Here is a 25,038-nt window from a genome sequence, read left to right on the forward strand (position 1 = left end):
ATCAGACTTCACTTCAACGCCGTCAGCCGACAACGCAGCGGTTCGTGGCTATGCGCCGCCGCCAAATATCTCATCAAATGTTGAGTGATTGAAAAACTCATCCGTAGCCGGCACCGAGTAATTCGGCACACTCGAAACATACCCGCAGAAAGTTCCGAACGTGGGATCTCGTCCCAACGCACCCGGCGATGTGACATTCGACTTGTAAATCACGGCCGCGCTCGGGTCTATGAATCCAGTGACGACAAAGCAATTCGCTACAAGCTCGGAACAAAAATAGCGGCCTTTCTCGATAGGTGCGGGTGTGTACGTTCCATTGAAGAACGCATGGAGCTGTTCAGTGAGTGAAAGCTGGTGAACGTCGCTTCTCTTCTTGAAAGTCACCACGTCGCGCAGGTTGTATTTCGCCCCGGACGCCACGATGGAATCTACAAAAGCGTTCATGGCTTGAACGCGCTCTGGCGGTCGCCACGCATCGGGTTGGCGGAACACTGCGACATGATCGTAGCGTTTGATTAGGTCTTCAATCTGAACCTTGCCTACGCCGCCTGAGACCGTTGCTTCTGCCGCGACACAAGGTCCGATACAAATTGCGGCGTGCGTGTATTCGCTGTCCGTAACGCGAGTGATGCCCTTCCCAACCGGGTCGATTTTTGCATCTTTATAGCAAAGCAGAACGTCGCCTGCGCGAATCTCGTTGGCGTGCATCATCTTCATTTTCTTCTCGTCATTGAGTTCAAGTCACACATATCAAGCGTAGAGAATAAACGAGCAATTTGTGCGTCTCCGCTTCGCGGACCGCGCTGCTCCAGGTTCGCTGTTCGCTCATCCCTTACGGGACTGGCATTCGCCAGCCTTCCACATCCCTGACGCCTCCGGCCCGGCTTCCAGCTTCGGGCCTGCGCGCTTCGCTTGCCGTGCGGTCTGCATATCGAGGCGGCCGTTGCCATGTCCAGCCGTCTTCCCTGACTCCATCACCTTGTCCGCGACTGTAGCCCGCGGCCGGGTGCCGTCAAGGCGCGCAGGGCCGTGTCCTCGGCTGCGCCTGCGGGCCGCACCAACCCTGCGCTTGCCTCCTTGACGGCCCCCGTCCGCGCGCTCCTGACCGTCGCGGGCGATGAACTCAGGAAAGACGGTGGCAACAGGGCCAACCGGGTTCCTCGTGCCGACCGCACCGAACAGCCGAAAGGCTGGGCTCCGAATCTAGGAATCCGGTGTGCGGTGTGAACAGCAAACCCTTCTTTGTCAGGAGAAAGACCATGCAACTCGCATCCCGTTTCGCTTCCCGTTCGCCGGTGCTGCGTTCCGACTATCCCTTGTCGGATGACCAAATCCGCGCCGTGGCCCCGTCCATCTTCGCGGACGCCCCGCACGAAAGCCGCTCCGAGCGGTACAGCTACATCCCCACCGCGACCGTGCTGCAAGAACTGCGCGGGGAAGGCTTCGAGCCTTTCATGGTGACGCAGACCCGCGTGCGCCACGACGACCGCCGCGACTACACCAAGCACATGATCCGGCTGCGCCACGCCAGCCAGATCAACGGCCGCGAGGCCAACGAAATCATTCTCCTGAACTCCCATGACGGTACCAGCAGCTATCAGATGCTGGCCGGGATGTTCCGCTTCGTGTGCAGCAATGGCCTTGTCTGCGGCGACACCGTGGCCGACGTACGCGTGCCCCACAAGGGCGACGTAGCCGGGCACGTCATCGAAGGCGCTTACGAAGTCCTGCATGGCTTCGACCGTGCGCAGGAATCCCGCGATGCCATGCGCGCCATCACGCTGGACGCCGGGGAATCGGAAGTGTTCGCCCGCGCTGCGCTGGCGTTGAAGTACGACGAGGACAGGCCCGCGCCCATCACGGAATCGCAAATCCTGATGCCGCGCCGCCATGACGACGACCGCCGCGACCTGTGGAGCGTGTTCAACCGCACGCAGGAGAACTTGACCAAAGGCGGCCTGTCCGCCCGCGCCGCGAATGGTCGCCGCCAGACCACCCGGCCCGTGCAGGGCATCGACCAAAGCGTGCGCCTGAATCGCGCCCTGTGGCTGCTGGCCGATGGCCTGCGCCAGTTGAAAGCCTGAATCCCCACGCGGCAGGGGCAGGCAGCAGCCTTTGCCGCTTCTCTCGCTGCTGCATCCCAACCGCTAGGAGAAATCACCATGAACGCCGTACTCAAAACCGAAACCGTCGCCATCGAAGCCGCCGCACCGCTGGAAGTGGCCGACCCGACCAAGAACCTGATTTTGGTTCCGCTGTCGCAACTGTTGCCGCGCCGCTCCAAGCGCAACGTCCGCACGACCCCGCGCCAGTCCATCCCCGAACTGGCCGCGAGCATTGCCCGCATCGGCCTGCTGCAAAACCTGATCGTCATCCTTGCCGCCGATGGCGAGGCTTACGAGGTGGTGGCAGGCGACCGCCGCCTGACCGCCTTGAGGCTGCTGGCGAAGAAGAAGCGCATCCCCGCCGACTACGAGGTGCCGTGCCTGCTGGTGGCCAATGCGTCCGCCCGCACCGTCAGCCTCGCGGAGAACGTGCAGCGCGAGGCCATGCACCCCGCCGACCAGTTCGCGGCTTTCGCCGCGCTGGTCAAGGAAGGACGCCCCATCGAGGACATTGCCGCCGACTTCGGCGTGTCCCCGCTGGTGGTGCAGCGGCGCTTGAAGCTGGCGAACGTCTCGCCGCGCCTCATGGCCGATTACCGGGCCGGAGGCGTCACGCTGGAACAGTTGATGGCCTTGACCATCACCGACGACCACGCCGCGCAGGAAGCCGCGTTCTATGGTGCGCCGGAATGGCAGCGCAGCCCGTCCAAGCTGCGCGAGCGCCTGACCGAGCGCGAAATCGACGCCGCGCACGCGCTGGTGCGCTTCGTCGGGCTGGACGCCTACCGGCAGGCAGGCGGCGGCATCCGCCGCGACCTGTTCGCGGAAGGCGATGCCGGAACCTACCTCACCGATACCGCAGTGCTGGAAACGCTGGTGCGCGGCAAGCTGGATGCGCTGGCCGAGGACGTGCGCGCCGAGGGCTGGGCATGGGTGGAGGCCGTGCCGCATCTGGCCTACGAGGAACGGCAGGCTTTCCAGAACGCCCCGCGCCATCGCCGCGAGCCGACCACCCGCGAGGCCCGCCGCATTGCCTCGCTGCAAACCCGCCTCGACAAGATCGACGCCGAACTGGAAGAAGCCTGCCAAGGTGAAAGCAGCGAGGACGAGGCCAAGGCCGAGAAACTGGAACAGCGGCGCGATCAGGTGATCGGGGAACTGCAAGACGCGGAGGACGCCTTGCAAGGCTATGCGCCCGAGGTGCGCGAGGTGGCCGGTGCCATCGTCACCATCGACCGCAACGGCGAGGCCGTCATTCATCGCGGCCTGCTGCGCGAAGCCGAGGCGAAGGCGCTGCGCACGCTGGAAAAGCTGCGGCTCGGTTTCGGCAGTACCGAAGGCGAAGCCGCCAACGACGAGCACGAGGACGCCGACGACGCGCCCAAGGCCGCGAGCCTGTCCGACCGGCTGGCGCAGCGGTTGAGCGCCCACCGCACGGCGGCGCTGCAAATCGAAGTCGCCCGGCATCCGCAGGTCGCGCTGGCCGCGCTGGTGCATGGCATGGTGCAGAAGGTCTTGCAGCCCGACGCCTACGGCGATGGACTGCCACTCGGCGTGCGCCTCACGGCGCAAGACAGGCTGGAAGGCATGGCCCCGGACTGGCCGGAATCGCCTGCCGCCGTGGCGCTGCGCGAACTGCAACAGGTAGCCGGTGAAGCCTTGCCGGAGGACAGCGCCGAACTGTTCGCCGCGCTGCTGGCGAAGTCGCAAGACGAACTGGTGCGGCTGCTGGCCGTGTGCGTGGCTTCCACGGTGGACGTGGTGACGCCCCGTGCCACGCCGCACCAGCCCGGCAAGGAACTGGCGCAGGCCGTGGGCCTCGACATGGCCGCATGGTGGAAGCCGACCGCAGAAGGCTACTTCAAGCACGTTTCCAAGGCCGTGATTCTGGATGCCGTGGGCGCGTTTGCACCGGAATCCGTCACCCGGCTGGCGAAGCTCAAGAAGGCCGACATTGCCAGCGAGGCCGAGCGGCTGGCCGATGGCACCGGCTGGATGCCCGCCATATTCAAGGCCGAAGGCCCGCAGGAGGCCGCGCAGGAAGAAGGCCCGGAGCAGGACGCCCCGGAGGATACCGAGGCAATGGCGGATGAACCCGCCGAGGCACTGGCCGCTTGACCCGCGCCGAAGGCAAGCGCCCCGGCCTCGACCGGGGCGCTTCGCTTTGTGTGGTGGCGCATCGAGACGAAGGAATAACCGCGATCAGCACCGCGCCCAGGCCGTTCCGCCCTAGGCGCGGTGGACGCGAAATCCGGGTGCGACAGTGGCCGCGCCCGGTGTTCAAGGCCAATAGCCGAATTAAAACGCCGCCGCCTTCGCGCTGGCTCAGGCGGCGGCGTTGAAGGCATCGCTGTAGTGCGCGATGCCTTCCGGCACTGTCCCATGCAGGGCCAGCGCCATGAAATAGCCGGGCGGCACGCCCGGCAGTTGCAAGCCCGCATGGGCCTGGAAGCCAAAGCGCGTGTAGTACGTTGGATCTCCCAGCAGCACGCAGCCTGCGGCCTGCATAGCCCGCAGTTCAGACAGCGCCTGTTCCATCAGGCGCGAACCGATGCCTTGCCCCTGCCTTGGCGGCAGGACGGAGATCGGCCCCAACCCATACCAGCCCTCGGTCTTTCGCCTGTGCTCATGGGTGATCGTTACTGGCGACAGCGCGACGTGACCGACGACGCGCCCATGTTCTTCGGCCACGATGGAAAGCGTCAGTTCGTTGGCGGCACGCAAGGCGCGCACGATGAATTGCTCGGTGTGGCTGGTGTGTGGTGCATCAGCGAACGCGGCGATGGTCACGGCCTCGATGGCGGCAATGTCGTCCGGGGTTTCGTGTCGGAGCTGGAGGGTCATGGGCTTGTCTTCGATTGCTTCCTGAAAATATAGAACAGCCTGGGCGTGTCGGCGCACTGCGCCGCCGGGCTTTCGGGCTGCGCCCCGTGCCGCCTTTGCCGTCACGGCCATTCGGCTTCAATCCCTCACGCCTTCGCGCCTGCGGCGCTGCGCGCTTCGCTTGCCTCCAGGGGAAAGTCCCGCGGGCTATCCCCGCCGCGCGATGCTTGGCGCCCCTCGATGACGCCGAACCGGCTGCGCCGGATCGGCCCGGCCAGCGCCCCGCCGCGATGGGCGAGGCGCTGGCGAACACGCTGGCGCTCGCTGCGGCAGGTTGTGCAGGTGCGAGCCGTCCTCAACGCTGGCGGTTCCTGCCCATCACGTCACGAAGGACGGTTCACGGACAACCCGCCCGGCATCGCTATGGAGCTTCCACGCCACGCCTCAAGAGCGGCGCCGCAAGGTGCGGCGGGGGCGTTCTCGCCTGTCGTCGGGTGGTTGACCTGGCCCGCGTCAGTGGGCGAGCCGGAGAAGCCTTCGTGCGGGGATGCCGAGCCGGCCCCATCTCCTTTCGGAGCGGTCCGGCCCAAGGCGTCCTTGTCTCGTTGTGAATCCTGGCGGTGGCGCGGCTGCGCCTCGGGCTTCATGGCTGCAACCGTCCGGCGAAAACAATTTCCCCTGCGCTGCGCGCATTCCTCGCGGGCCAAGTTCTTTTCGCCTCCCGGCTCTCCACTGCGTTGCGACCGCAAGCGGTGCAGCCAGCCCGTCCCCCGCCGGCCGGATCACAACAAGGACGCGATGGGCGCGAACCTTGTTCAACCGAAAGGAGAAAACATCATGGCCAACATCGGCACCTTCACCACCGACAAAGACGGCTTCACCGGCACGCTTCGCACCCTGACGCTCAACGTCAAGGTCAAGCTGGTTCCCAACGACAAGGGCAGCAGCGAGAACGCCCCCGATTTCCGCCTCCAGGCCGCCAGCCACGACATCGGCGCGGCGTGGAAGAAGACCAGCGAGGCTGGGCGCGAGTACCTGTCCGTGACCCTCGATGACCCTTCGTTCCCGGCAGCGGTCTATGCCCGCCTGATCGAAGGTGAGGACGGCACGCACGACCTGATCTGGTCGCGCAGCAAGCCCCAGGCGGCGTGACCGCCGCAGCGCCCCGCCCATCGCGGCGGGGCGATGTGCTGCTAATAGCAGCACATCACCGCATCACGCGCGCGGCTCCGCCGCGTCGCGTTCGCTCAACACCGCCTCCAGCTCTTGGCGCACCTGCGCCAGCAGCTCGTCGGCCTTGCGCGGGCTGTCGCCCGCGTAGGCCAGCGTCAGCAGCGTGAGCGGATGGATCTCCATCACCTCGCACAGCTCGGCCAGCTTGTTCAAGGTGGGGCTTTTCAGGTCGCGTTCGAGGGTACTCATATAGGTGCGGCTGGACACGTCAGAGAAGGCTTCCTGGCTCAAGCCACGCGCCTTTCTGACTGTCTTCAACGCCTTCGCCAATGAGTTCCCAGCCGCCACCTATGGTTTCCTCTCAAAAACCAAGATGACATCCCATTGCGCCCTATAGGGCTACAATCTATAGTGTTCATTTGGTGTTCTCCGTTTTTGTGCCTCTACGGAAATCCGTATCGGCGGATTCCGGCAAAGCCATAGAACCGCATCCGTGCTTGCGCACGAAGGCGCAAATCCGGTTTCGTGGTTCTGCGCTTCGACGTGAAACCGCATTCGTGCATCATTGGATTTGTGGGATTGCCGACCATGCCCCAGCCATTCGCCACCGCCCCGGAGCGCGCGCAATTGCTCGCCAACGGCGAGGCCCGCGCCGCTGGCCGGGCCATCGACCCGGTGCCCGTGGTGCGGCTGTTCACCCCGGACGCGCACGTGACCTGGCTGCTGGCCGCACTCGATCCGGCCGATGGCGACACGGCCTGGGGCCTCATCGACCTGGGGATCGGGATGCCGGCACAGGGCACCGTCAAGCTGTCCGAGCTGGCCGGCATCGTTGGGCCGCGCCAGCAGCCCGTGATGCGCGACCTCTATTTCCGTCCCACGCGCACGCTGTCGGAGTACACCCGCGCGGCCGAGCGTGACGGAGCCATCCCGGACTGAACACAGCCCACTGTGACTTTTTCAGTCTGATGTCATGCCGGGCAGGTCTCAATCGGCATTCTTGCAGCGTAGCCCCACCAGTCTGATCCAAATAGACATGATGGCTGGCGCGGGCTGCGGCAGGCTGGCCTGTGCAGCACTCCAACTCGGGGCGCTGCCGCCGCAGCATTGAGACGAATACCGCAACGCATCGGAGCCAATCGGTCTTGACAACCCGATCCATCTTTTTGACCCATAACCTTTTGACGATGGCGATGTAGCGCGTAGTTCTTCCGTGGCGGCGAGTCCTGTTCGCAGGAGGAGGCGTCATGGTCGATCACAGCGCCGAGCCTTGGTATCCGACTGCCGCGTATCTGTACGTGCTGCATCTGGACGGCCTTGCGCTTGCCTGGGAATACCTGCGCCGGCATCCCGACTACCGGCTCGACTGGCTGCGCCGTCATCGTCGGCCACAAGCAGCCCAGCAGGCGGCGCATCACTGGGGCTTGCGCCTGCTGGAAGACCCGGCACTGGATGCGCGTGACGCGCATCCGGCCTGGCTGCCTGGTCATGCCGCCGTGGTGCAGCTCTACCCCGATGCCGATCCGCCGCTGGACGCGGCGACGTTCGCGTTCTGGCGTATCCCCGGCCACAAGCAACTGCTGCATGACGGCAAAGGGCTGGCGCTAATCGCGCGCAGCCCAGGCCACTGCCTGCGCTGCGCGCTCGCGGCCGGCCTGGAGGACGGCATGGCTGTCGCCTATGCCTATCGCGGCGGCGCTGCCGCGCCTGCACGCGGACAGGTGCCCGGCGCCGCTCTGGCCGATGCCAAACCCAGGCCAACACCTACCGCGCTGCTGGAACTGCACAGCTTGCAGGCGCTCGACGCGACCCTGGCGGGCGCGTCCTTGCGTGAAGTCGCGGAAGGACTGTTCGGCGTGGATGCCGCAGCCGATTGGTACAGCGATGGCGGGCTGCGCTCCAAGGTGCGCCGCCTGGTGCGTCGCGGCGATGCGCTGATGCGCGGCGGCTACCGCCACCTAGCACAGCTTCCGCCGCTTGAGAAGGGTCGTTTTGAAGACCAAGAAAAACGACCCTGAGCAGGAGAGCTTCGTTTTCTGAGACTGCCTCCATCCCGGTTGCGCTGGTGCAGCCGGCGTTTTCAACCGATGGAGGTTCACACCATGCGTCCCGCTCCCTTGCGGCCTGCCGCCACTGTCTCGACCGCTGCTGCGCAGCCCCAACGCTATCTCACCAACGACGAAGCCGCCGAGTACCTCCGCCTGTCGCCGCGCACGCTGGAAAAGCAGCGCGTGATCGGCGGCGGCCCGCGCTTTCGCAAGTTCGGCCGTCGCGTCATGTACGCCGTGGCCGACCTCGATGCCTGGGCTGCCGACCGCAGTTTCGAGACGACTTCCGATCCCGAATACGCCGAGCACCACTCGGCCGACAGTCGTGCGCGCTGATCGGCGGCGCGCGGCAGGCCATCGCCATGTCCAGCACTGCGCTGCCGCCCCGGCAGCGGCCGTTGCAGGAGCGCGAACAGCTCGACCTGTTCCGCGCCTTGCCCGGCGACATGGCGCCGCGCGACAGCCAGGACTTGATGGCCTATCCGTTCTTCTCGCTCGGCAAGTCCAAGCGGGTCAGGCCCATCGACTTCCGTGCGGGCAACGTGACGATCCGCGTGGAGGGAACAGCCGAGCACGGCATCGCCACGATTTGGGATGCGGACGTGCTGATATGGGCGGCCTCGCAGATCGTGGAAGCGAAGGACGCGGGCCTGCGGCCGTCGCGGCTGATGCGCGCCACGCCTTACGAGATCCTGCGCTACATCGGGCGCGGCAAGTCGCTGCGCGACTACCAGCGCCTCAAGGCCGCGCTCGACCGGCTGCAATCGACTACGGTGGCCACGTCCATCCGCGAGACGACCGGGCGGCGCCTGCACCGTTTCTCGTGGATCAACGAATGGAAGGAACTGGCCGATGCTCGCGGCACGCCGCTGGGCATCGAGCTGATCCTGCCGGACTGGTTCTATGCGGGCGTGCTCGACGCCGCCTTGGTGCTGACCATCGACCCGGCGTACTTCCGGCTGACCGGCGGCATCGAGCGGTGGCTGTACCGCCTGGTGCGCAAGCACGGCGGCAAGCAAGCATACGGCTGGCAGTTCGACTTTCGCTACCTGCACCAGAAATCCGGCAGCACTGCGAAGCCCTACGACTTCGCCTGCGACCTGCGCGCGCTGGTCGCGCGGCAGTCGCTGCCCGGCTACGTCCTGGGCATCGAGCGGATGCCGGACAGCGGCATGGAGCTGCTGACGTTCCGACCCGTGCCGCATACGGCACGGGGATAACTCCGGGAAAACTTGTGAATGGTGTCGTGCTATCAGGCGTGCGGGGTATCGTGCTATCAGGCGTGGGACTATCGTGCTATCAGGCGTGCCGATCGGCCGCAAACCCGCGCCAGCATTGGGTTTCGCGCCCCTCTAACTTCCCTAACTTAAATTCTCTAACTTTTAGTAGGGAAACGCCGCTGCGGTGGATAACCACCACGCGGCCACAAACGGCAGGCAATACCAGCCGGCAGCCGACAGGTTTTGCAGACCGATCAAAGCAAGGCTTTCCAGCATGGAGGGCCTCGTCATGATCGTCGCTCTGCTCAACCAGAAAGGCGGCGTGGGCAAGACCACGCTCGCCACGCACATCGCCGGCGAGCTTGCGATGCGCGGCCAGCACGTCGTCCTGCTGGACGCCGACCCGCAGGGTTCATCGCTGGACTGGACGCAACGCAGAAGCCAGCAGGGTTTGCCAAGGTTGTTCAGCGCCGTGGGCCTGGCACGCGAAACGCTGCATCAGGAAGCACCAGAGCTCGCCAGGCGGGCCGATCACGTCGTCATCGACGGCCCGCCACGCATCGCGGCACTGGCGCGCTCCGCGCTACTGGCGGCCGAGCGCGTGCTGATCCCCGTGCAACCCAGCCCCTACGACCTGTGGGCCAGCGCCGAGATGGTGGCGCTGATCCGCGAAGCGCAGGTGTTTCGGCCTGCGCTGCGTGCGGCCTTCATCATCAATCGGCGCATCAGTACCACCGTCATCGGGCGCGAAGCGCGCCAGGCGCTGGCCGACCAACCGCTTCCTGCGCTGCGCTCTGAAGTGCATCAACGCATCGTGTTCGCCGACAGCGTGGCCGCTGGCCGGCTTGCACGCGAGACGGCGCCGGACAGCGCCGCCGCGCGGGAAATCACCGCCCTGGTGGACGAACTGCTGCGGTGGCCGATATGACAGCGAAGCCGCCGATACGCGCAAAGCGCGTCGGCATCGGCGCGCGTCCGCCCGCGAATCCGCACGCCGAGGCGTGGATTCGCCAAGGCGACGCCGATGCGCTGGGCAAGGGCGACCTCTACACCGCCCGCCTGACCCTCGACATCACGCCCGCGCTGCGCGCGCGCATCAAGGTGTCGGCCTTCACGCAGGGCGTGACCGTGGCCGATCTGCTGCGCGGCCTGCTGGAGCGTGAGTTTCCAGAGCATCGCAGGGAGAACGCACCATGACCGCATCCGCTTCGCCTGCCGCTGGCGCGGCCACGGCTGCGCTCGAAGCACCTTCCGGCCAGCCTGCCAGCGCGCCGCTGACGCGCGTGGCACTGGCCTACATCGAACCGCGCTTCAAGCTCTACCTGCGCTTCGGTGAACCTGCGCGCACGCACCAGCTCGACCGCTGGCGGCGCTGCGCGGTGTTCCAGCCGGGCGCTATGTTCTGCCGCATCCGCTGGCAGGCCAACGACTACGGCACGATTCGCTGGCAGCTCATGGTGATGCAGGCTTGCACGCCGCTCGATGCGGCGCAGCGCATTTCCGGCGTGCAGCCGGGCGCGCGCCTGCTGCTGCACGCCGAGGGCGAGAATCAGGTGCGCGCCGTGCTGGAGCGCATCGACGCCATCGAGGCGCTGGGCATCGCGCCTATCGGTGCCTCGCCCGTGTACTGGCGCACGCTCGCCAACCGGCTCGCTGCGCGCTTGCCGCTGCCCGAATACACCGCCGAGCGGCACGCCGCATGGCTCATCGGGAGGGCGCTGCCATGACCGCCGTTTCGACTGCCGGCACCGCGCCGCGTCCTCGCTCGCCCCGCGCACGTTTGCGCGCTCGCATCGTGCTGGCGGGCCTGTCCGCTTGCGGCCTCGCTGCGCTGGCCTGGGCGTCCTTCGTGCATCCGCTGCCGCGCCTGATCTACAACCCGTCCGACAGCGTGGCGGTCGGCTGGTATCGCGTCGATCCGCTGGGCCACGGCACCGGCTCGCTGCCACGTCCTTTGTCTGTGGACAGCATCGTCCTGACCACGCTGCCGCCAGATGCCGCTGCGCTGGCCGCGCAGCGCGGCTACCTGCCGGCGCGCGTGCCCCTGCTCAAGCGCGTGGGCGCCGTCGCGCCGCAGGAGGTGTGTATCACTGACCGCGTTGTCCGCATCGACGGCGTGCCTTCGGCCGCCGTGCTGCCTGCTGACCGCTGGGGTCGGTCGCTGCCATCCTGGCAGCAATGCCGCCGCCTCGAACCTGGCGAACTGTTCCTCTTGAGTGTGACCAACCCGGCGTCGTTCGACAGCCGGTATTTCGGGCCGGTCAGCGCATCCGCCGTGATCGGCGTCGCGCATCCGGTCTGGCTGGAATCCCGCCCATGAAGGCCGTCGATTCGCTGCACGTCGCCGTGCATCTCATCGTGCCATCGGGCGTGTCGTTCTGCTGTTCGTCGCCGTGTCGTCGCGCGTGCAGTGCGGGTGCCAATCCTACGCATTGGGCACCGCACTTCGCGTTGCCTTCGGCGCAGCCGTCCAACGTGCAGGCGTCTTGCCTCGAACGCGCCCGGCCTGCGGCCGTGTCCGCGTTCGCCGGCGCGCTGGCTGCTCGCGCAGCAGCGCCGCCGGGCCGCCGCTGCCCGGAGCGCCAGCGAGGGGCAAAGGCGGAAGGCAAGACAAAAGGACGCGGCACCGGGCCGCGTCAAAAGCCAGTCTGCACATGGGGGTTGCGCGGCACGCAGCGGCTTCGCCGCCGTGCCGCTTGTGGCGCGAAGCCGGCGCCGATGCGGGCATGTCTGCGTGCTTCGCACGACCGGACACGCCGGAGCTTGCAGGGAACGCAGCCATGACCGACCGCCGCGACGACGATTTCCGCATCCGCCCCAGCGCCCCGAAGAATCGGGGCCAGGGCTTCGTCTCCAAGGTGCTCAAGCAGGCAGGCAAGGCCAGCAGCGGCAAGTCCGCTGTGCGCCGTCCTGGCACTGCCAGCGGCACCGGGAGGGGCACCGGCCAGCGGCCCGGCTCGCGCCTGGGGCGCGGCCACACGGCGGCGCGCTTCGCCGGGGCGAAGCTGACGCCCATGTCTCGGCGTGTGACCATCAAGACGCTGTTGGTCAACCAGCGCCAGGCCAGCCCGCAGTCGCTTGCCAAGCACCTGCGCTACATCGAGCGCGACGGTGTGGGCCGCGATGGCGAGCCGGGCCAAGCCTACGGGCCGCAGACCGATGCCGCCGACCTCGACGCCTTCAAGGAACGCTGCGCCGACGACCGGCACCATTTCCGCTTCATCCTCGCCCCCGAGGACGGCGCGGAACTGGAAGACCTGCGCACCTACACGCGCCACCTCATGGGCCGCATGAAGGCCGACCTGGGCACCGGCCTCGATTGGGTGGCGGTCAACCACTGGAACACCGACAACCCGCACACGCACATCGTCGTGCGCGGACGTGACGACACGGGCAAAGACCTCATCATCGCGGGCGACTACATCGCCGACGGCCTCCGCCACCGGGCCGCCGAACTGGCGACCGAATGGCTGGGGCCGCGCACCGAGCTGGAGATCCAGCAGACCTTGCAGCGCGAGGTGGAGCAAGAGCGGTGGACGAGCCTGGATCGCACCTTGAAGCGCGAGGCCGGCGACGATGGCCTGGTGCATGTCGAACGGCTCAACGAACCCCGCTTGCAGCGCCAACGCCTGCTGCTGATCGGCCGCCTGCAACGCTTGCAGCGCATGGGCCTGGCCGACGAGACGCAGCCGGGCACCTGGGCCGTTCATGCCGATGCAGAGAAGACCCTGCGCGCCCTGGGCGAGCGTGGCGACATCATCCGCACGATGCAGCGGGCAATGAGTGGGCAGCCGCGAGAACTGGTGGTGTTCGAGCCGGGCGACGATGGCCGAACTATCCTCGGGCGCGTGGCCGCGAAGGGGCTGGCCGACGAGCTGCGCGACCGGGGCTATCTGGTCATCGACGGGGTGGACGGCAAGGCGCACTACGTCGCGCTCAATGCCCGCGACGAGCTGGCGAACTACCCGACCGGGGCCGTGGTGGAGGTGAAGGGATCGGCCGACGTGCGCGCGGCCGACAGGAACATCGCCGCGCTGGCGAGCAATGGCCTGTACCGTACCGACCATCACTTGGCCGTGGCACAGGGCCAGGCCGTGCCGGGCCGCGACCCGCAGGAGGTTGTGGCGGCCCACGTTCGCCGGCTTGAAGCCCTGCGCCGGGCCGGCATCGTGGAGCGCGTGACCGAGGGGCTATGGAAGGTGCCGGGCGATCTGCCCGAGCAAGGCCGCCAGTACGACGCGCAGCGCCTGGGCGGCGTGGCCGTGGAACTGAAATCGCACCTGCCCATCGAGCGGCAGGCCCGCGTGATCGGGTCCACCTGGCTCGACCAGCAGTTGATCGGCGGCGGCTCGGGCCTGGGCGATCTGGGCTTTGGTGGCGACGCCAAGCAGGCCATGCAACAGCGCGCCGACTTTCTGGTCGAGCAGGGGCTGGCCGAGCGGCGCGGGCAGCGCGTGATCCTGGCGCGCAACCTGCTGGGCACGCTGCGCAACCGGGAGTTGGCACAGGTCGCCAAGGACATTACGGCCGAAACGGGCCTGGAGCATCGCCCCGTGGCCGACGGACAGCGCGTGGCTGGCATCTACCGGCGCTCCGTCATGCTTGCCAGCGGGCGCTATGCGATGCTCGATGACGGCATGGGGTTCAGCCTGGTGCCCTGGAAGCCGGTGATCGAGCAGCGGTTAGGGCAGCAGATTGCAGCGACAGTGCGCAGCGGCAGGGCGACTTGGGAAGTTGGTCGGCAACGCGGGCAATCAATCGGCTAACCACTTGCTACCGATCACAGTATTCAGTTCAAGCCGTTTGTCGTTCCTTGGCGATGAATCTCAGTCCAACCCCAGGTTCAGTCACGATATAACGGGGTGCGGAAGCATCGTCTCCAAGTTTGTGACGCAACTTGCCGACAAGAATGCGTAAGTAGTGAGCATCTTCGTCGTGCGTCGGTCCCCACAGTTCCCTTAAAATTTGCGTTTGCGTGATCAACCGTCCTGGTTGGAGAGCCAATAGAGACAGTAGAGAAAACTCCTTACGACTTAAAGTGACGATCTGGCCATGAACCGTCACTTCCCGGTTTACCAGATCTATGCTGACAGTCCCATCGTCATAGACTGGACCTTCCTCCAGACCAGATCCTACGGTTCGCAGGAATGCGCGAATACGCGCCATGAGTTCCTCGACACCGAATGGTTTGGTCACGTAATCGTTAGCGCCCGCATCTAACAAGGCTACCTTTTCCTCCTCGCCGGACCGCACCGTCAACACTATGACAGGCACGCGTGACCACTGCCGAAGCTCTTTGAGAACTTCCTTTCCGTCCTTGTCCGGCAGCCCCAGATCAAGAACGACGAGATCCGCCCCCTTACTGGCTAGCAGCGTTAGTCCCTCGCGTCCCGTTCCTGCCAACAGGGTGGCATAGCCCTGCGAACGCAAACTGATGTCGATGAACTTGCGAATCTGCGGTTCATCATCGATTACAAGAATCCTGGCAGCCGGCGCGCTCGCAGTCGATTCATTAGGTCGTCCCATCATCTTCTTTCGCCTCTTGCTTGGCATATTCGCCCCACGGCAAGGTCAGACGGATCGTGGTTCCCTTGCCTTCCCGTCCGGGCAGTGCCTGGACGCTGCCCATATGGGCGCCCACGATGCCTTGGACTATCGTCAATCCCAGACCAGTCCCTTGCTTGCCCCGGTCGCCACGCTCCACGCTGTAGAACATATCGAAGATGCGTCGTCGTTCGTCTTCTGGAATGCCGGGACCACGGTCCGAGACGTCTACTTGCAATTGACCATCTTCATTGCGCTGGACCTTCACGTGGATGGGAACTTCCAGAGGGGAGAACTTTGCCGCGTTTTCCATCACGTTGAACAAAGCCTGCTCGATTAGGGCGGGATGGACATGAATCGGCGGCAGCCCCGAGGGAATGTCGAGCTCCAGGCGGATATTCGGCTCGTACCGTTGCAGACGCCTTGACGCCGACCCCACTAATTCGTCTATACCGATCCAGTCGCGCGTCAACGTCAGGCCCTGCTGCCCAAGTCGCGTCATGTCGAGCAGGTTCTGAATGTAGCGATCCAGGCGTTCGCCCTCAATATGAATGGTTTCCAGCAAACTCTGCTGATCCTCCGTTCCCATGTTCTTGCCGTACCGCGCCAGACTGTCGGCCGCCCCTATCATCGATGACAAGGGCGAGCGCAGATCGTGCGACACGGATGACAACAACGCGGACCGCAGACGCTCCGTTTCTCCCGTGACCCGCGCCTCCTCCAATTGTGATACCAACCGCGTGCGTAGCGCCGCCTGACCAATGTCTTCCACCATGCTTTCTGCGAGGCGGCGCTGCTCAAACGATAGACGACCCATATCCGACCGGAACCTTAGTCCGGCCACGCCTAGCGCGTCTTTGTCCGAACGCACTGGGAGGAACAGCCAACTGGAACTACTCAAGGTGTCTGTGTAACGCCCGCTCATTTGTCCGTGTTGTTGCGTCCAGTCCGCCGCCATCAAATCTTTATCGGTAAGCGGGGTTGTGGCTGCGGTAGGCCCCGATTCCCCGTTGATGCGTATCCATGCTTCGGCATGAAGGGTCGATCTTAGTATCGAGGCGCCTGACGCAATAACCTGTCCAAGATCGGCTGCCTTGGCAAGTTGGCGTCCCAATTTCTGCATTGCTGTAGCGTGAGTGTTGGCGGCTCGCAGTGCCACTACTTGTCTGCGTAGTTGCGAAGCCAAGCGCCCCGCGATCAGTGCTGCTGCGAGAAACAGCATTACGGTTGCGACGCCCCGAGGGGCGCTGATCAGAAAGGTAAGCTTTGGCTCGATAAAGAAGAAATCATAGGCCAAGAAGCAGAGAACTGCAGTGATAACTGCTGACGCCATGCGAGTGCGTGACGCGACCAGCACAACGGCGACGAGAAAGATCAGCGACAGATCCTGTAATCCTAGAACTCGTTCAGCCAAGGCTGCTGAACCTATGGCGGCAGCGCTGGCCAGAAGAATCAGCGAGACTTCCCGTTTCGTAATTCGGCTGCTGGCCGTGTCCGTCCAATATATCGTCTGCTGCCGCGCCTGCGGTGTGCTGACAATCGTCAGTTCGTAGCGAGCGCCGCGCTGAAGCAGTTGCTGCGTCAATGTACGGTTGAACATTCGGGCGAAAGGACGCTCGCGTGTGCGACCGATCACAATGGATCTTGCGCCGCGCGCTTCCGCAGCGTCCAGCAATGCCTGCGTGACGTCGGTGTTGTTCATCACCTCCGTCTCCCCGCCAAGATTGCGCGCTAGCGCAAAAGCCTTGTCGATCTCCATCAAACGTTGCTGCTCAGCACGCGCGTTCCTTCTGAGCCATGAGATCGGCTGGGCGATGCTGCCTACTTGCTGTGTCGCGTCGGCAGACCTTCCTGTGTCTACGGTGACCACTGACCATGGCGAGCCACGTCGCTCGGCCATTCTGGAACCCGCTCTCACGAGATATTCGGATTGTCCCCGGCCATCAATGGCGATCAGCACATGGTGTTGGATGGGACTGCCTGCCAGCCCGCGTGCGGCACGCTTTTCGCGAAGGTCGACATCGACGTGCTCCGCCACCGTTTGCATTGCAAGCTCACGCAAGGCGGTGAGATTGGACGGTGAGAAGAACGCCTGTAGCGCTCTCGCAGCCTGTTCGGGAATATAGACTTTCCCATCGTTCAGACGTTCTATCAGTTCGCGCGCAGGCAAATCGACCAGACGAATGTCACGCAAACGCTCAAAAATAGTGTCAGGAACAGTCTCGCTTACTCGAATACCTGTAATCTGGTGCACAACGTCGTTCACACTCTCCAGATGCTGGATATTGACCGTCGTGTAAACGTCGATACCGGCGTTGAGCAATTCCTCCACATCCTGCCAGCGCCGCTCATGACGGCTTCCAGGGGCATTGCGATGGGCCAGCTCATCTACTAAGGCAATTGCCGGCTTGCGTGCTAGCAAGCCATCCAGGTCCATTTCCTCCAGTTGCCGCCCTCGATACTCAATTGTTTTGCGAGGCAGCAGTGGGAGCCCCTCGACCAGAGCCCGGGTCTCGCCACGGCCATGGGTTTCGACGATACCAATAACGACATCCACCCCTTGGCGGTGCAGTTCTCGCGCACGGGCCAGCATGGCGTAGGTCTTGCCAACGCCAGGCGCAGCACCCAGAAATACCGTCAACCGCCCGGCAGATTCTCGCTTGAGTTCACCCAGTATGGCGTCGGATTTTATGGGTTGGGTCGCTCCCATAAGGCGGTCCTCGTAACTCGGTAACGTCCTAGAGTTTTGGGCAACGTTTTTAGCGTTGCCCAATTATTCCATAGGATTAAATTTCAGAAGAATGGGGTCAGTAGAATGTCTATCAGCTTGATTCCAATGAACGGCGCGATGAGGCCACCGACCCCGTAGATCAGTAGATTGCGCCTGAGCAGGTGGGATGCAGGTTCGGACCGATATTTCACGCCACGTAGGGCAAGCGGTATCAAGGCGACGATGATCAGCGCATTGAAGATCACCGCGGATAGAATCGCCGAGCTGGGACTGTGCAAGCCCATCACGTTCAATGCTCCCAATGCCGGATAAGTGGCGACGAACGCGGCCGGAATGATCGCGAAGTACTTCGCCAGGTCATTCGCTACACTGAACGTGGTCAATGCCCCTCGCGTCATGATCATCTGCTTGCCCACCTCGACGACACGCAGAAGCTTGGTGGGATTGCTGTCCAGATCCACCATGTTGCCCGCTTCTTTCGCGGCTTGAGTGCCGCTGTTCATGGCCACTGCCACGTCAGCCTGTGCAAGGGCGGGTGCGTCGTTGGTGCCGTCTCCCGTCATCGCCACCAAGCGGCCTTCGGCCTGGTATTTGCGGATCAGGCTGAGCTTGTCTTCAGGCGTCGCTTCTGCAAGAAAGTCGTCCACTCCAGCATCAGCGGCAATCGAGGCAGCGGTAAGCCTGTTGTCACCCGTGATCATGACCGTCTTGATGCCCATGGAACGCAGCTGGGCGAAGCGCTCCTTGATTCCATGCTTGATGATGTCCTTGAGTTCAACCACACCGATGACGCGGGGGCCGTCAGCCACAACCAGGGGGGTGCTGCCGCGCCGAGAAATTTCCTCGACTGTCAGATTGACGGCCTCAGGGAACGTCCCACCGGCATGCTCCACATAGGCACGAATCGCCGATGCAGCCCCTTTGCGCAGTTGCCGATTATCGATGTCGATGCCACTCATGCGTGTCATCGCACTGAATGCAATGGGCTGCGCACCATCCAGTGTCCGAGGCTTGACATTGAAGCTGCGCTTGGCCAGCGTCACGATGGAACGGCCTTCCGGCGTTTCGTCGGCCAGCGAAGCCAGGTAGGCAGCGTCGGCAACAGCCTGCTCCGAGAGGCCTGGAGCGGGTACAAACCTGACGGCTTCACGGTTGCCTAGGGTGATTGTGCCAGTCTTGTCGAGCAGGAGCACGTCAACGTCACCAGCAGCTTCGATCGCACGGCCGGAGGTCGCCAGAACATTGGCGTTCATCATCCGGCTCATGCCGGCGATGCCGACCGCCGATAGCAGCGCGCCGATGGTGGTCGGGATCAGGCACACGAGCAAGGCAATGAGGACCGTGATGCTCACCGGCTGCCCTGCGCCATTGACCTGTACGCCGAACATGGAGAACGGCAACAGGGTCACGCACACCAGCAGGAAGATCAGCGTCAGGGCGACCAACAGGATGTTCAGCGCAAGCTCGTTAGGTGTCTTGCCTCGCTTGGCACCCTCAACCATGGCGATCATGCGGTCAAGGAACGCCTCACCAGGCTTCGCTGTGACGCGCATGATGATCCAGTCTGAGAGCACGCGGGTTCCGCCGGTAACTGAGCTGAGATCGCCCCCAGCCTCGCGGATCACCGGGGCCGACTCCCCTGTGATGGCTGACTCATCGACGGAGGCAACCCCAACCAGTACCTCACCGTCCGCTGGGATGGTTTCTCCGGCGTTGACGTGGACGTAAGCACCCACGGCCAATTCGTCGCTGGGGACGGGCCAGCTCGTACCGTCTAGCTTAGGTTCCTTGAGCACACGGGCAACCACTCGCCGCCGAGAGGCGCGCAGCGCTTGAGCATGCGCTTTGCCGCGGCCCTCGGCCAATGCCTCGGCTGCGTTGGCGAAGAGCACGGTGAACCAGAGCCAGGCAGCCACTGCAAAGATGAAGCCCGCCGGGGCGTCGCCATCTCCTCGCACAGCCTGAATCCCCAGAACCGTTGCCACGATGCTGCCGATATACACGACAAACATCACTGGGTTCTTCATCTGCACCCTTGGAGACAGCTTACGGAACGCTTCACCAATAATCGAGGACCATGGCAGGGCGCCGGGCTGAGGGTTTGGCGGCTTACCAGATGGGCCGGTGCTATTAGTAGACGTGATGACTTTTGTTTGGGACATAAAAACTCCCAGCTTTATTGAGTGACTGGCCGGGCCTTGAAGGCCTCGTCCAGTGCAAGGTTGAGTTCCAGCACATTGACGCGGGGTTCGCCAAGAACGCCGAGCTGACGTTGCGCTGTGTTCTGTTCCAGCACCGACAGCACATCCTTCTCAGGCACATTGCGCGCCTTTGCCACCCGGGGCACTTGCAGCCGGGCGTTCGCTAACGAAATGTGCGGGTCAAGGCCGGAGGCAGATGCGGTCACCGCATCGACCGGTACCTTCGCGTCAGCTGCCAGACCGTTTTCCTCCCGGTAGGCTTTGGTGCGCTCTGCCACGGCGTCGAGCAGTTTCTTGCTCAGCGCCCCCTGGTTGCTCGCGCCGCTGTTGGCAGCGTTGTACGGCTGGTCGATCGAATTGGCTGGATCGTTCGGGTCAGTGCCGGAGGTGGCACTGGGGCGGCCATGGAAATACTGAGGCTGCGTGAAAAGCTGGCCAATGACACGCGAGCCGACGGCCTGTCCGTTGCGAGTAATCAAACTGCCTTGCGCCTGATCGCTAAAGAGCAGTTGGGCCACACCAGTAGTGGCCAGTGGATACACCAGTCCGGTCACGATCATGAAGAGCACGGCAGAAACAAGCACCGGGCGGGTGACACCGCTGAATGCCGATGTCACAGCCGGGCTGACTTGTGTTTGAATTTCAGTCATAGCTACTCCTTAGAAGGTCTGGCCCGTGAGCAACAGTAAGTGCTCCACGATGGGACCCAGAGCGAGAGCGGGCAGGAAAGTCAGTCCGCCGACGATGAGGACGATGAAAACCAGCAGCCCCGTGAACAGGGGCGTGGCTGTCGAGAGCGTTCCTGCGCTGGCCGGAATGCTGTTCTTGGCTGCCATTACTCCAGCGACCGCGAGCATGGGCAGCAGCGTGAAGTAGCGGCCCACGAGCATGGCCAGGCCGATGGTCGTATTGAAGAAAGGCGTATTGGCATTCAGGCCCGCAAACGCAGAGCCGTTGTTCGCCGTGCCTGACGTATACGCATACAGGACTTCACTGAAGCCGTGTGGCCCGAGGTTGGCCAAGCTTTCCATGGTGGCCGGGACCAGGCATGCGATGGCCGTGAATCCGAGGATGCTCAACGGATGGGCGAGCACGGCGATCATCACGTACTTCATCTCCCGTGCCTCGACTTTCTTGCCAAGAAACTCAGGAGTGCGGCCGATCATCATGCCCACAAGGAACACCGTGAGGATGGCGTAAGTGACCAGATTGATCAGACCCACGCCATCACCACCGAATACGTTGTTGAGCATCATCTGCGCCAACGGAACGAAACCGCCCATCGGGGTGTAGGAGTCGTGCATCGAGTCCACCGAGCCGGTGGTTGCGGCTGTGGTTACTGCTGCAAACATGCTGCTTTGAGCCACGCCAAAGCGCAGTTCCTTGCCTTCCATGTTGCCGCCACCCTGCAGAGCGCTTTGCGTCTGATCCACGCCCAGGGGCGTCAACATCGGATTGCCGCTATGCTCCGCGTTGTAGATCAACGCAAGAAAGCCTACGAACATCACAACGAAGGCGCCAAAGAAGGCCCAGCCTTGCCTGCGGCGCATGATCATCGAGCCGAACGTGTAAGTCAGCGCAGATGGGATCAGCAGCATGCTGAGCATGTGCAGCGTGTTGGTCAGCGGCGTCGGATTCTCGAACGGATGTGCGGCATTCATGCCGAAAAAGCCACCGCCGTTGGTGCCGATGTGCTTGATCGTCTCGAAGCTCGCGACCGGCCCCATGATGATCTGCTGCTTGGCTCCTTCGAGCGTGGCGACAACTGCGTCGGCACTCAGCGTTTGCGGCATGCCTTGCCAGACATAAACCAGTGCCATCACGAAGCACAGTGGCAGCAGGAGCCGATAGAGCACACGAGTGAAATCCACCCAGTAGTTACCGATGTCGCCGGTGGACCTGCGGCTCAGGCCCCGGATGAACCCCCCTGCGGCAGCCACGCCCGTTGTTGCGCTAACGGACATCAAGAAGGTGATGACCGCCATTTGTGAGAAGTTGGACAGGCTGCTTTCGCCTGAATAGGCTTGCCAGTTGGTGTTGGTGATGAAAGAAGCCGCAGTATTGAATGCCAGATCAGGCGTTTGAGACGCCCTCTCCAGCGCATCGCCAGGCAAATACTGCTGCACGCGCAGCAGAACGTAGCCAAGGAGCATCATGGTGGCGTTGCTCAGGACGAGCACCATCCCGTAGCGTTTCCATGACATCTTCTCCGACGGGTCAACGCCAAGAACTCGATAGGTACCACGCTCCAGAAAACTATGCGCAGGACTTGTGAAAAGACGTGCCATCCATTTCCCGAGCACCACGACCAGGCCGGTCATGATCACAAGGATGATGGCGAATTGGACAATGTCGACAGTCATCTTGGACTCCGATCAAATTTTTTCGAGGCCAACGATGAACCCCGCCGTGATTACGAAAAATCCGCAAGCCAATGCCAAAAACAAGAAATCACCCATAAATGCACCTCGATTGATTTGAATAATTTTGTGATCAGAATTTTTCAGGCCTAATCAGTGCGTAAAGCAAATATGCAAATAATCCGAACGATATCAATCCGATAATCAAATTCATGATCCACCTTTATTGAGAATTGCCAGGCTGCTGGCAAGTTAATGATTTCTAGAAAGAGGCTTGCAGAGCGAACTCAACACGAGAGCCCGCCATACTGGGAAACATTCTTTTTGCGGCGGAGTCCGTCCCGTGCAGCGTCAGCCTTGCCTCGAATGGGGCTTGAAATCCCCACACCACGCCCAGGGAGCCGTGGGTGTAGCTATCCGCGTAGGCGCTGTCCAGGAAGTAGCGCGCTAGCGTGCCCTCGAAACGCCATTTTTCATTGACGGGGTATCGCACGCCGATGAGCGCATAGGTACCAGTTGTCTTGCTGGCCATCGCGTTCGTGGAGCGCCCCACCGACAGCCAGTAGTTGTCGCGCCAAGTAAGCGCCGCGTTGACTTCGTTCCAGTTGGGGGAGCCTTGTGTACCGGGGTATTGATAGCGCAGGTAATACGCATCAAGCGCCCAGTCTTCTGCCAGCTTGCCGCTCCAGCCCAGAGCGATATCGAATTCGCTACTGGCATTGTTATCTGGCTTGAACTTGACGTTGGAACCCCAGGCCGAAGCATAGAAGCCGGAGTCGTGGGCGTACTTGACTCCTGCTTGAACCGCTGGCTTCTCACGTGTCTGTGAAGAGCCGCGCCACACGTAGTCCGACGTCAATGCAACATTGCCGGAGACTTGCGCTTGAACGCTGGTTGCCGCCCCAAGCAGCAGCACGCTGATCGCAGCAACGACCTTTCTAATCGCCTGAATTTTTTCGAAATGCATGATTTTTCTCGCGAACGAATAGCGAAATGCCCATGCAACCAAGTATTCAGTGAAGGCGCGTAAATTTTCCATTCATGAACAATCTCCACGCATAAATTCTACGTAAATTATGAGGATCTTCGCTGTCGCACACGAGTTTAGTGAAGTCGGTCAAGCGCCTCGACGTTCGCGTACGCGCGCGGCGGCTGTGATCGTAAATTTATGTTGAATTTACGACGAGCGGAGTCTGCTTGAGGTATGGTTTTCAGGCCTCCGGCGTAAGAGTATTCAATCAAATACAAGACGCTATCCTCATTGACACTGTTGTGGTTGGATTCGTCTCCTTTTTGCGCACTGCAAAAATGAGCTGCATGGCTTGCAAGTCGACTTAAAGAATCGCTACCGAGCTGAAATTTTCAAATATGCGCCAATCTTCTTAAAGCTGCATATATGGGTGATTGATTTGACCGAAAATGAAACGTCAGCGAGATAGAAAGAATGGAGTTACGCCACCTTCGATACTTTCTCGCAGTTGCAGAGGAGCTTCGCTTTGTTCGTGCTGCCGAGCGACTGCACATCGAGCAATCACCGTTGTCGCGCGCAATCAAGGAGCTTGAGGAGGAGTTGGGTGTCCTGCTATTTGCGCGCACCACGCGCAGCACGCAATTGACCCGTTCTGGCAAGTTGTTCTTGGAGCATGTGCGCCGTGTATTCACCGCCTTGGAGCAAGCACGGGATAGCGTGCGAGCGGCAGCTAACGGCTTTCACGGACAATTGCGCGTAGCATTATCGGACGGCATTACACCGTCGCGCTTGCCGGCATTGCTGGCGCAATGCCGGCAGGAAGAACCCGAAGTGGAACTCAGATTCTTCGAGATTCCACTGTCGCAGCAGATCAAGGGACTGCATGACGACTCGTACGACGTGGGATTTGCGCAGTCCGACGAGGTAGGCGATGGCATCTTCGCTCTACCTGTCTGGAGCGATCCGCTCATGGTTGCGGTGCCAGCTCGGCATCCACTGCTGGCCCACAAGCGGATTCCTCTGGACGAACTGCTGCGCTATCCGCTTGTCCTGTGTGACCCACAAATCTGTGAAGGCCATGCCAAGCATGTCGAGCGAGTATTGCGCCGTACCGAAATGGAGCCGCTGATCGCGGAACGAGTGGCATCCGCCGACCTGATGATGGCGCTGGTGGCGGCAGGCTTTGCGCTTGGGCTGGCAGGTGCGGCGCGCATTGCTGCCAGCCGTGAACCTGGCGTAGTGGCCCGGCCTCTGGCGTCGCGCGTACCGCCGCTGACCACTTATTTGCTGTATCCCGAAAGTGAGCCGCTGGAAGTGCTAGAACGATTTATTGGGCGCGTACAGGCGATCGAATCCCTGGAATCTCCCAGGCCTATGCGAGGCCGCTGTTCTGACATATCGGAGGAACCCGCATCATGAGGAAGATACTTCCGCTTTTACTGGCTGCCGCGTTGACTGCTTGCGGCCCGTCTGAGATGCCTCAGAAGGCCGACACCTCGGAAGCGAATATCCCGACGGTGGAAGAACTGGCGGCCAATCCCGAGCGGCTCAAAGAGCTGCGCCAGCAATGCAAGACCGACCGACCGAAGCTGGGCGACTTGCTGTGCAACCGGGTGACCGAGGCCACGCGCAAGCGATTCTATGGCGACGGCGAAACGCCGTACACACCACCGAAGGAACCTCCTAAGTTCTGATCGTTGGCGGTTCGCCGAATCGCCTTAATTTTTTTTGCTCGATACGCCGCAATGCGCCTGCGCTTGCGGCGTTTTTCGTTGGCTCGCCGTCGCACTCATTCTGTCTTTTTGCTCGACTTTTCTGCCGAAAACGGTCTTTGACCGGCACTGACCCGGCACCGATCCTGAC

General features: G+C 62.7%; 24 protein-coding genes. 14 read left to right on the forward strand and 10 right to left on the reverse strand.

Annotated elements, in window-relative coordinates:
- Positions 1-48 precede the first annotated feature (48 nt).
- Positions 49-717, reverse strand: a complete 669-nt coding sequence (locus ACVCL3_RS02305) for a hypothetical protein (protein ID WP_113931816.1) — start codon at positions 715-717, stop codon at positions 49-51.
- Between the two features lie 542 nt (positions 718-1,259).
- Here ACVCL3_RS02305 and ACVCL3_RS02310 point away from each other — a divergent pair.
- Together ACVCL3_RS02310 and ACVCL3_RS02315 are read left to right on the forward strand one after the other, a co-directional pair.
- Complete coding sequence (locus ACVCL3_RS02310) at positions 1,260-2,084, forward strand: DUF932 domain-containing protein (protein WP_113931815.1); 825 nt, start codon at positions 1,260-1,262, stop codon at positions 2,082-2,084.
- A gap of 78 nt (positions 2,085-2,162) precedes the next feature.
- Entirely contained in the window at positions 2,163-4,223 is a 2,061-nt protein-coding gene (locus ACVCL3_RS02315) for a ParB N-terminal domain-containing protein (protein ID WP_447100325.1), read from the forward strand.
- Between the two features lie 207 nt (positions 4,224-4,430).
- On the opposite strand, the gene ACVCL3_RS02320 is transcribed toward ACVCL3_RS02315, so the two are convergent.
- Complete coding sequence (locus ACVCL3_RS02320) at positions 4,431-4,949, reverse strand: GNAT family N-acetyltransferase (protein WP_043567052.1); 519 nt, start codon at positions 4,947-4,949, stop codon at positions 4,431-4,433.
- Between the two features lie 816 nt (positions 4,950-5,765).
- Here ACVCL3_RS02320 and ACVCL3_RS02325 point away from each other — a divergent pair.
- Positions 5,766-6,080, forward strand: coding sequence for a DUF736 domain-containing protein (locus ACVCL3_RS02325; RefSeq protein WP_021249531.1), 315 nt, complete (start codon positions 5,766-5,768; stop codon positions 6,078-6,080).
- A 63-nt stretch (positions 6,081-6,143) separates the two neighbouring features.
- Here ACVCL3_RS02325 and ACVCL3_RS02330 read toward each other — a convergent pair whose 3' ends face one another.
- Positions 6,144-6,449 carry a helix-turn-helix domain-containing protein gene (locus tag ACVCL3_RS02330; RefSeq protein WP_023127565.1) on the reverse strand — a complete coding sequence of 102 codons (306 nt, stop codon included), beginning with the start codon at positions 6,447-6,449 and terminating at the stop codon, positions 6,144-6,146.
- Positions 6,450-6,689: 240 nt separating this feature from the next.
- On the opposite strand from ACVCL3_RS02330, the gene ACVCL3_RS02335 reads away from it, so the two are divergent.
- The 9 genes from ACVCL3_RS02335 to ACVCL3_RS02375 all read left to right on the forward strand — a co-directional run bounded on the left by ACVCL3_RS02335 (position 6,690) and on the right by ACVCL3_RS02375 (position 14,135).
- Positions 6,690-7,040 (forward strand): DUF2958 domain-containing protein, encoded by a 351-nt coding sequence (locus tag ACVCL3_RS02335; RefSeq protein WP_031346926.1) that lies wholly within the window; start codon positions 6,690-6,692, stop codon positions 7,038-7,040.
- A 308-nt stretch (positions 7,041-7,348) separates the two neighbouring features.
- Positions 7,349-8,119: a DUF2285 domain-containing protein gene (locus tag ACVCL3_RS02340; protein ID WP_043566981.1), complete on the forward strand. Its 771-nt coding sequence runs from the start codon at positions 7,349-7,351 to the stop codon at positions 8,117-8,119.
- A gap of 84 nt (positions 8,120-8,203) precedes the next feature.
- Positions 8,204-8,485 carry a helix-turn-helix transcriptional regulator gene (locus ACVCL3_RS02345; protein ID WP_003107109.1) on the forward strand — a complete coding sequence of 94 codons (282 nt, stop codon included), beginning with the start codon at positions 8,204-8,206 and terminating at the stop codon, positions 8,483-8,485.
- A 26-nt stretch (positions 8,486-8,511) separates the two neighbouring features.
- Positions 8,512-9,369, forward strand: a complete 858-nt coding sequence (locus ACVCL3_RS02350) for a replication initiator protein A (protein WP_043566978.1) — start codon at positions 8,512-8,514, stop codon at positions 9,367-9,369.
- 289 nt (positions 9,370-9,658) lie between these two features.
- Positions 9,659-10,297 (forward strand): ParA family partition ATPase, encoded by a 639-nt coding sequence (gene parA / locus ACVCL3_RS02355; protein WP_043567046.1) that lies wholly within the window; start codon positions 9,659-9,661, stop codon positions 10,295-10,297.
- Positions 10,294-10,566 (forward strand): chromosome partitioning protein ParB, encoded by a 273-nt coding sequence (locus ACVCL3_RS02360; RefSeq protein ID WP_113931814.1) that lies wholly within the window; start codon positions 10,294-10,296, stop codon positions 10,564-10,566. The genes parA and ACVCL3_RS02360 overlap by 4 nt, the downstream gene beginning before the upstream one ends.
- Complete coding sequence (locus tag ACVCL3_RS02365) at positions 10,563-11,096, forward strand: DUF2840 domain-containing protein (protein ID WP_113931813.1); 534 nt, start codon at positions 10,563-10,565, stop codon at positions 11,094-11,096. Before ACVCL3_RS02360 ends, ACVCL3_RS02365 begins: the two co-directional genes overlap by 4 nt.
- Positions 11,093-11,689: a S26 family signal peptidase gene (locus ACVCL3_RS02370; RefSeq protein WP_113931812.1), complete on the forward strand. Its 597-nt coding sequence runs from the start codon at positions 11,093-11,095 to the stop codon at positions 11,687-11,689. Before ACVCL3_RS02365 ends, ACVCL3_RS02370 begins: the two co-directional genes overlap by 4 nt.
- A 460-nt stretch (positions 11,690-12,149) precedes the next feature.
- Entirely contained in the window at positions 12,150-14,135 is a 1,986-nt protein-coding gene (locus ACVCL3_RS02375; RefSeq protein ID WP_113931811.1) for a relaxase/mobilization nuclease domain-containing protein, read from the forward strand.
- Between the two features lie 28 nt (positions 14,136-14,163).
- Here the strand turns inward: ACVCL3_RS02375 and ACVCL3_RS02380 are convergent, their stop codons facing one another.
- The 7 genes from ACVCL3_RS02380 to ACVCL3_RS02410 form a co-directional block, all read right to left on the reverse strand.
- Positions 14,164-14,895 carry a response regulator transcription factor gene (locus ACVCL3_RS02380; protein ID WP_211317202.1) on the reverse strand — a complete coding sequence of 244 codons (732 nt, stop codon included), beginning with the start codon at positions 14,893-14,895 and terminating at the stop codon, positions 14,164-14,166.
- Entirely contained in the window at positions 14,882-17,623 is a 2,742-nt protein-coding gene (locus tag ACVCL3_RS02385) for a sensor histidine kinase (RefSeq protein ID WP_113931893.1), read from the reverse strand. The genes ACVCL3_RS02380 and ACVCL3_RS02385 overlap by 14 nt, the downstream gene beginning before the upstream one ends.
- A gap of 83 nt (positions 17,624-17,706) precedes the next feature.
- Positions 17,707-19,806 (reverse strand): potassium-transporting ATPase subunit KdpB, encoded by a 2,100-nt coding sequence (gene kdpB / locus ACVCL3_RS02390; RefSeq protein ID WP_113931809.1) that lies wholly within the window; start codon positions 19,804-19,806, stop codon positions 17,707-17,709.
- Between the two features lie 14 nt (positions 19,807-19,820).
- Positions 19,821-20,495: a K(+)-transporting ATPase subunit C gene (gene kdpC / locus ACVCL3_RS02395; protein WP_113931808.1), complete on the reverse strand. Its 675-nt coding sequence runs from the start codon at positions 20,493-20,495 to the stop codon at positions 19,821-19,823.
- A gap of 9 nt (positions 20,496-20,504) precedes the next feature.
- Complete coding sequence (gene kdpA / locus ACVCL3_RS02400) at positions 20,505-22,208, reverse strand: potassium-transporting ATPase subunit KdpA (RefSeq protein WP_113931807.1); 1,704 nt, start codon at positions 22,206-22,208, stop codon at positions 20,505-20,507.
- A 130-nt stretch (positions 22,209-22,338) separates the two neighbouring features.
- Positions 22,339-22,419 carry a K(+)-transporting ATPase subunit F gene (gene kdpF, locus ACVCL3_RS02405; protein WP_113931806.1) on the reverse strand — a complete coding sequence of 27 codons (81 nt, stop codon included), beginning with the start codon at positions 22,417-22,419 and terminating at the stop codon, positions 22,339-22,341.
- Between the two features lie 48 nt (positions 22,420-22,467).
- Positions 22,468-23,244, reverse strand: coding sequence for a TorF family putative porin (locus ACVCL3_RS02410; protein WP_244978335.1), 777 nt, complete (start codon positions 23,242-23,244; stop codon positions 22,468-22,470).
- Positions 23,245-23,649: 405 nt separating this feature from the next.
- On the opposite strand from ACVCL3_RS02410, the gene ACVCL3_RS02415 reads away from it, so the two are divergent.
- Positions 23,650-24,594 (forward strand): LysR family transcriptional regulator, encoded by a 945-nt coding sequence (locus tag ACVCL3_RS02415; protein WP_113931805.1) that lies wholly within the window; start codon positions 23,650-23,652, stop codon positions 24,592-24,594.
- Positions 24,591-24,869, forward strand: coding sequence for an EexN family lipoprotein (locus tag ACVCL3_RS02420; protein WP_113931804.1), 279 nt, complete (start codon positions 24,591-24,593; stop codon positions 24,867-24,869). Before ACVCL3_RS02415 ends, ACVCL3_RS02420 begins: the two co-directional genes overlap by 4 nt.
- Positions 24,870-25,038 lie beyond the last annotated feature (169 nt).

The organism is Rhodanobacter sp. UC4437_H4, from assembly GCF_052978425.1.